This is a genomic window from uncultured Ralstonia sp. (assembly GCA_913056305.1).
Classification (GTDB): Bacteria; Pseudomonadota; Gammaproteobacteria; order Burkholderiales; family Burkholderiaceae; genus Ralstonia.
In genome coordinates this window covers 1-7542 of sequence record CAJXMR010000221.1, presented here as the reverse complement: position 1 = coordinate 7542, position 7542 = coordinate 1, and the positions used below count along the sequence as shown (strand labels likewise).

The following is a 7542-nucleotide window of genomic DNA, read 5'->3' as shown; positions in this document are numbered from 1 at the left end:
TCGAAACCGCGGAACAAGTTCTGCTGCACCGTCGCCACGTCGTTGACGGACTCGGCCATCATCCGCGTGAGTTCCTGCAGGCGCGTGAAGCGGTCGAACTCCAGCGGGTCGAACGCTTCGCTATGGGCTTGCGCATCGGCAATGCGCGACTCCATCTGCGTTTCGGCCTGGATTTCGATCTCGCGCACCTGCGAGCGCAAGCGCGCAACGTTGTCGTTCAGTTCCGACAGGTAGGTCTTGAGCGCATCGACTTCCGATTCGAGACGCGCCCGCGCGGCACCCACCTCACCGGCGTCGTTGATGAGCGCATCGAGCGCGCGCGCCTGCACACGCACCATGGCGCGCTGGCGTTCGGCGGCTTCCTGCGCTTCGACGGCGGCGCTGCGCGCGGCGCTCAGATCGACACTGGTGGCGGCGGCCACGGCCGGCAGCATCGACGTGCCGGCCGGTGCCTCGGCTTCTGCGGCCGCCTGCGGCGCTTCGGCGGCGTCAGCCAGACCGGCGTCCAGCGGCAGCGATTTGCCGGCGCCCAGCGCATCGACGTGGGCCTGGATGCGGTCAAACCAGACGTAGAGCTTGCGGAACAGCGTGTCGTCCACGCGGTTGTGGCGCAGGCCGGTTTCGATCGCGCTTTCCATTTCGTGCGCGGCCTGGCCCAGCGTCATCGCACCGGCCATGCGCGCACTGCCCTTGACGGTGTGCAGGTTACGCAGCAGCAGGCCGGAAGCAGTGCGATCCTGCGGCGCGGCTTCCCATGCGCGCAGGTGCTGGCCGAGTTCGGGCAGGGCGACGTGCGCCTCTTCCAGGAAGATTTCCAGCAGTGCCGGGTCCAGCGCATCGGCCGGGGCCTGGCGCACCAGCTCGGCGACGGCGGGCTCGGCCACGGGCGGCTCGTAGGCCGGCGCAAGCGTGGCCAGGTCCTGCGGCACGGCGTAGGCCGGCGCGTCGTCCTGGGCGGCGGTGGTCTGCTCGACACCCGTCGCCTCCTCAAGGGCTTGCGGCGCGGCATCCAGCGGCAGGCGCGGACGCACCAGCACGCGCTCGCACAATTCGGCCAGGCCGCGGCAGAGGGGCTCGTCCGCATCCGGCCACACGCTGGCGGCAAACTGGTGCAGCATGCCGCGCATGCGCTCGACCGATTGGTCCAGCAGGCGGAAGTCGCCCGGGTGCATCGCGACCGGACGGCCGTGCAGGTTCAGCAGCACCTGTTCCAGCGCATCGGCCACCTGGCGCACCGGCTCCAGCTCGACGGCGGCGGAGCTGCCTTGCAGCGTGTGCGCGGCGCGCAGCGCCAGCTCGCTCGGCTGCGCGCGGCCCTCGTGGCGCCACTCCGAGAAGTCCACGCCCAGGCGGCGGATCAGGTCGTCGGCTTCCTGCAGGTAGACGTTGTACAGCGCCACGCTGATGCGCACCGGGCCAATGGCCTTGACGCCATCGTCGTGCGGCAGCTCCTCGGGCGTACCGGTCTGCGCGAACGGGAACGGGATGACCTTGGCGTCGGCCTCGGCGTCATGCGCCGGAGCGTCAGTGTCGGCGTGCGGTGCTTCGGACTCGACGCTTGGCGTTTCGAACTCGGCGATCGGGGTTTCGGACTCGACGCCAGGAGTCACGGACTCGGCGATCGGAGTTTCGAACTCGACCGTCGAAGTTTCGGACTCGGCGATTGGAGTTTCGGACTCGGCGGCCGGAGTCTGGAACGCCACGCTCGGGGTCTCGAACTCGGCGCTCAGCGTTTCGAGCTCGACGCTCGGAGCCTCGGACTCGGCGCTCGGCGTCTGGAACTCGACATTCGGAGCTTGGGGCTCGGCAGCCACCGGCTCGTCCTCCCAGACCAGGGAGGATGCGTCATTGGCCGGCTCCGCGGCGACAGCCTGCGCGACCGACTCGGCGACTACCGGTGCTTGTGCTTCGGGCACCGCCTCCAGCCACACGAACGGGCCACCGTGGCGCACGCGCTCGGCGGCGGCCACCAGCGGTTCGATCGGATGATCCGCCGACGGCGATTGCGCAATGACGGCGGCCCATGCCGACAGCTCGGCCTCGGCGCGCGAGAGCAGCGCGGCCAGGTCCGGCGTCGGCACGCGGCTCTCGGCCAGCCAGACGTTCATCACCTGTTCAATGGCCCAGGCGGCCTCGCCGAAGCGCGTGAGGCCGACCATGCGGCCCGAGCCCTTGAGCGTGTGGAAGGCGCGGCGCAGCTGCGTGAGCAGGTCCAGATCGGAGCCGACCGCGACACCACCCGAGCCGATCTGCGCGGCAGCATGCAGCGCCTGCAGGTCGGTGCGCACGCCGGCGAGCACTTCGTCGGCTTCGGACAGGAAGATGTCGAGCAGTTCGGCATCGACCGATTGCGTATCGCGTGCGGCGGCGGTCGCTGCGGGTGCAGCGGCCGGCGACGGCGCCGCCACCGGTGCGGCCAGCGCGGCCTGCATGCGTTCGAGCGCGCCCGCGCTGCCGACCTGCCATGCGTCGAACTGGGCCAACGCCTCTTCCAGGCGGCGGCGGCGTGCCGGATCGTCGTCGATGGCGGCGGCATCGCGCGCTTCCTGCAGCGCGGTGCGCAGCTCGGCGGCGAGCGGGTCGGCCGGGTCGACCGGCTGCTTGGCCAGCAGGCGGTCCAGCACGCTTTGCAGCGGCGAGGCACCGGGGGCATCGGCCTGCGCGGCCTCTGCGGCGTCGGTCTCGTCCGCCTGCGGCTCGCGGCGCGCCAGCATGCCGGTTTCGGCATCGAAGGCGAATTCACGCCAGGCCGATTCGCGGGCGGTGGGCGTCAGCTTGCCCTCGATCACGATCTGGTCGATCTGCGCGCCGGAGAGTTCGGTGCCGGCGGACAGCGCATCGAGGAAACCCTGCAGCCCGCTGGCGTTGGCGGCCAATGCGGAGAGATAGCGTTCACGGTCGGCCGCGGCGCCCGCGCCGATCGATTCCAGCGCGGCGACGGTCGACTGTGCCGATTCGGTGGCGTGCACGGCTTCGTGGGCATCCAGCGCAGCGAATGTGCCTTGCATCTCGCCGAACAGGCGGCTGGCTTCGGCCAGGCCGCCGCTGACCGCGCCCTCGCGCTCGAAGGCGTCGAGGTGGGTCTCGGCGGAGGCCAGTTTTGTTTGCAGTGCGCGCACCTGCTCGCCAAGCGCGCGGCGGCGCGTGGTTTCTTCGGCCAGGCATGACAACCAGGCCGGGGCGGGCACCGCCTCGCCGGCTTGGGTGGCGCGTGCATGCTCCGACAGCTCGTTGCAGCGGGCGGCAAACCACGCACTGCGCAGGTCGCCGGATTCGCCATGCAGGGCCCATGGGCGCGCCAGCATGCGCGAGAGGAACAGCAGCGTCGGCGCCACGTCGTGCGCGGGGGCATCGGGGGCGTCGGGGGTTTCGCTCAGGCGATTGGCCAGCGCGGACAGCGCCGGCTGGCCGAGCGTGTCGGCGTGCAGCGTGAGCGTCTGCAGCGCGGCGTCGAGTTCATCGGCGGCGGGCGAGGGCTGCTGGCTGAGTGTCTCGAGCGAGCGGCCGACGCGTTGCAGCGTGTCGGTGGCGTCGGCGGGCAGCAGCGCGTAGTACTGGCGCGTATGCAGTGCGCCGGCCGGCGCGTGCGTGGCCGGAATCGCAAAGGCCTGCACGCAGGCGACGATATCCGGGCCCAGGGTGTCATCACCCACCGGCGCCGCGGGCGCGTTGCTGTAGGCCATGCCGGCCAGCAGGTAGAGCGCGTCGGTCAGCAGGCCTTGCGGCAGGTGGATGTTGTTGTGCGAATACTGGCGCAGCAGCAGGTTGACGCGCGCGGCCAGGCGCTTGGCCGTCATGTCGGCGGGCACCAGCCCGGCACGCAGCGCGCCGAAGGTCAGTGCCAGCACGAGCCACAGGTCGCGCTGCAGATCGTCGCCGGTGCGGCGCGGCTCGCGCTCCAGCGCGCGGATGCCGTGCAGCAGTTGTTCCAGCGGCGCGTAGGCAGCGGCGGCGGCGGACGGGTCCGCTGCATCAGCAGCGGCTTGCGGTGCGCGCAGCGCGGTCAGCAGCGCCAGCTCGAACTTGCGGCGCAGGCGCGCCAGCCCCGGCAGGTCGCGCGAGGGCAGCAGCAACGCCGGCAGGTGGCGCAGCTCGTCGGCCCAGAGGTCGGCGGGGTGGACGCGTTCTTCGCCCAGGCGGGCGAGTACGGCTTGATACGGCTGGAACAGGCGCAGCGGCTCTTCGGGCATGCCGGCCATCAGGTCGGCGACATATTCCTGCAGCGCCTGCACGGCGCGCGAGAAGACATCCAGCGTAAGCGCATCGGCGGCGAGCGTGCCGGCATCGACGGCTTCGAGCAGGCGCTTGGCGGCCTGGCTGTACACATCGACGCCGCGCAGGCCGACGATCAGCAGCGCGCCGGCAGCCTGGTGCAGGTACTGGCCGGCCAGGCGCAGCGAGGTGGTGTCGCGCGCCCCGATCACCTCGGGATTGGCCACGATGTCGGCAACGTATTCGCCGAACTCGCGCACCGCATCGTCCAGCGCGGCACGCATGTTGGGCGCAACCCAGGCCAGCGCGGACAGATCGCGCGCCGGCATGGTCGACGCAGCACGCACCGCAGGGGCGGCCCCGGCCGCCTCGAAGGAGGCGGATTCGGGCTGGGCGGAAGATTGATGACGCATGTGTGCTTCCAAAAAGCAGGTGGCGGTCGCCGCTTGGCGCTCCCGCCCGAAATCCAGTGGTGACGCCCTGGCCGACGCGCTAACCGACCCGTTTAAGCGATGCGGAACCGGGCCACCGAGTCGCGCAGCTCTTCTGCAAGCTGCGTGAGCTGGCGCACCGACTGCGCAGTCTGGCGCGTACCGGTCGACGTCTGCTCCGTGATGTGCAGGATCTGTTCGATGTTCTGCGCCACGTCGGAAGCCAGCGTCGCTTCGTGCGAGGTCGTCTGCGAGATGCTCTCAATCAGTTCAGCCAGCTGGCGCGACACGCGGCCGATCTCCACCAGTGCGGCACCGGCGTTGTCCGACAGCTTGGCCCCTTCCACCACCCCCGCCGTGCTGCGCTCCATGGCGTGCACCGCGTCCTGGGTGTCGGTCTGAATCGTGCGGATCAGCGCACCGATCTGCTTGGCTGCCTCGGCGGAACGTTCTGCCAGGCGCTGCACTTCTTCTGCCACCACCGAGAAGCCGCGGCCGGCTTCACCGGCCGACGCTGCCTGGATGGCGGCGTTCAGTGCCAGCACGTTGGTCTGCTCGGTAATGTCCGAGATCAGCTCCACGATTTCACCGATCTCCTGCGACGATTCGCCCAGGCGCTTGATCCGCTTCGAGGTTTCCTGAATCTGGTCACGGATGTCGTTCATGCCCGTGATCGCGTTCTGCACCGCCTGCTGACCTTGCTCGGCAGCGGCCAGCGAGGCGCGTGCCACGTTGGCGGATTCAGCAGCGCCGCGCGAGACCTGCGTGATGCGGTCGGCCATCTCCACCACCGACTGGCCGGTCTGGCGAATCTGGCGGGACTGTTCTTCCGAGGCGGCCACCAGGCCTTCGGAGGTGGCTGCCACCGCCGACGATGCCTGCGTCACCTGCTCGGCCGTCTGCTGCACCCGGCCGACCAGCTCGCGCAGTTCTTCCACGGTGTAGTTCACCGAGTCGGCAATGGCGCCGGTGATGTCTTCCGACACCGTCGCCTGCTTGGTCAAGTCACCGTCTGCGATGTCTTGCAGTTCGTTCATCAGACGCAGAATTGCGGCCTGGGTGGTGTCGTTGTTGCGCTTTTCCACCATCCGGCGTTCTTCAGCTTCACGCTGACGGGCTTCTGCTTCCATCGTACGCACACGCGAATCGCGTAGGTACAGGGCGGCCAGGCCGGCCAGGCAGATCACCGTCACGATGGCCGACAGCACCACCGCGCCGAGCGTCAGCGGACGGCTGCGCACGCTGGTTGCATAGGAGGCCTGCAGGTCCGACAGGTCGGCACGCAGCTTTTCGTTGTCGTTGAAGATCTGCTGCTGGGCGCGCTTGGCGGCGATCAGGCCCGGCAGGTTTTCCAGGATGATCTGCGTGGTCTTCTGCACGTTGTCGAAGCGGGTCGACAGCTCTTGCAGGTAGCCCTTGGTTTCCGGGTCGGTGGCGGCCGACAGGCGCAGCGCTTCCGAGCCGTTGAGCAGGCCGTTCAGGGTTTCGCGGAAGGTGTTGGTGTCCTTGCCCAGCAGGAACGCCGTTTCCGGGTTCACGCCTTCGCCGGCCAGGAACTCGTTCATGTTCTTACCGAGACGCTGCGTCAGCATCACCAGCTGCGAGGAGGCTGCCACTTCACGCGCCGGGGCGTTGGTCTGCAGCTTCATCGACGAGATCTGCTCGGCTTCTTCCAGCAGTTCCGGGTTGGACGCGTTGAACACGGAGAGCGTCTTACCCACCGCCACCAGGGTCTTCTCCTGGGACAGCACGGCCTGGGCGCTCTTCTCGCTGCGCTTCCATTCGTCCATCGACTTGTCGAGCAGGGCTTCGGCCTCGCCGCCGCCCGTGGCACGCACGCCGCGATCGGCGCTGCCGTTCTTGAGCGCTTCGAGGTTTTCCTGCAGGCGTGTGCGGCTTTCCTTGAGCTGGGCGAACGCGTTGGTGTTACCCAGCAGCGCCACCGGCACCGCCTTGGCCAGACGCTGCGAGTGCATCAGCGTGTCACCAGCGATTTCGATCTGCGCGGAGCCGTTGTTGGCCTGGCGGTTGTCAAGGTAGATCGAGACCAGCAGGGCCAGCAGGCCGGCCACCAGGCCGATCGTGAAGACGCGCTGCTGCGCCGCGAACGGCACCCGCTCCATCCAGCCGACCACGGCATCGACCGGGGTGCGGCCGAGTTGCGACGGTGCGCCAGCGGGATTGTCGTCCTCGTGGGCCGCATCATTCAACTGCGCCAACTGCGCGGCGGCCGACCCGGCGCCCTCCGCTGCAACCTCCGGCGCCCCAGCCTCTGCTCCGGCACGGCGACCTGCGTTGAACCACTTGAACCCCATAGGACCCTCTTGTCTTGTCGATGCCGCCTTATCGAGAGTGGCGGCATGGATTTCCCGTCCGCGGCCGCGCCTTGTCCAACCTGGCGAGGTCCGCACCTTCCCGTGGCACATCTGCGGCGCGTCCTGTTGCCGCGCCACGTGCCGCCGTCTTGCCCCTGTGCGCGCCCGCTTGTGTTGCGGGCACGCGCATCTTGTTCTTCGTTGGCGGGCCGATCCTGCGGCCCATGCCTTTCGTCTTGCCCCGCTCAGGCGCGGCTGCGACCCACCTGCAGGAAGGCCGGATCGGCCAGCAGTTGGCGCACGTCCAGCTCGCGCCACAGCGTGCCCTGCGCATCGCGCCAGGCACGTCCCTGCCATGGCTTGTCCTGATCCGGCTCGGCGTCCACCGCCTGCAGGTCGGTCATGCTGCGCAGCCCCGCCACGCGCGGCACGACGATCGCGCAGGCGCGCTGCGGGTCCTTGGACAGCACCACGATCTTGGTGCCCACGCCACCCGCCGTCGGCGCCTCGCCGCAGAACAGGCCGAGGTCGATCACGCCCAGCAGGTTGCCCCGCGCATTCACGAGACCGAGGTACCACGGCTG

Annotated in this window: 3 protein-coding genes; all 3 read right to left on the bottom strand. The window is 69.5% G+C overall.

What is annotated here, in order from left to right; genetic code table 11:
- Positions 1 to 4625, bottom strand: a 4625-nt coding sequence (locus QZ609_RS22340) for an Hpt domain-containing protein (protein WP_295499631.1), incomplete at its 3' end; no start/stop codon positions are given.
- Positions 4626 to 4717: 92 nt separating this feature from the next.
- The gene (locus QZ609_RS22335) at positions 4718 to 6958 is read right to left on the bottom strand and encodes a methyl-accepting chemotaxis protein (protein ID WP_295499629.1); all 2241 of its coding nucleotides are present in this window, start codon (positions 6956 to 6958) and stop codon (positions 4718 to 4720) included.
- Positions 6959 to 7203: 245 nt separating this feature from the next.
- A partial coding sequence (locus QZ609_RS22330; protein WP_295499627.1) for a chemotaxis protein CheW occupies positions 7204 to 7542 on the bottom strand: 339 nt, incomplete at its 5' end.

Excerpts from the sequence above, each read along its gene's own strand:
- QZ609_RS22335 (WP_295499629.1), bottom strand. The coding sequence starts at position 6,958 with ATGGGGTTCAAGTGGTTCAACGCAGGTCGCCGTGCCGGAGCAGAGGCT.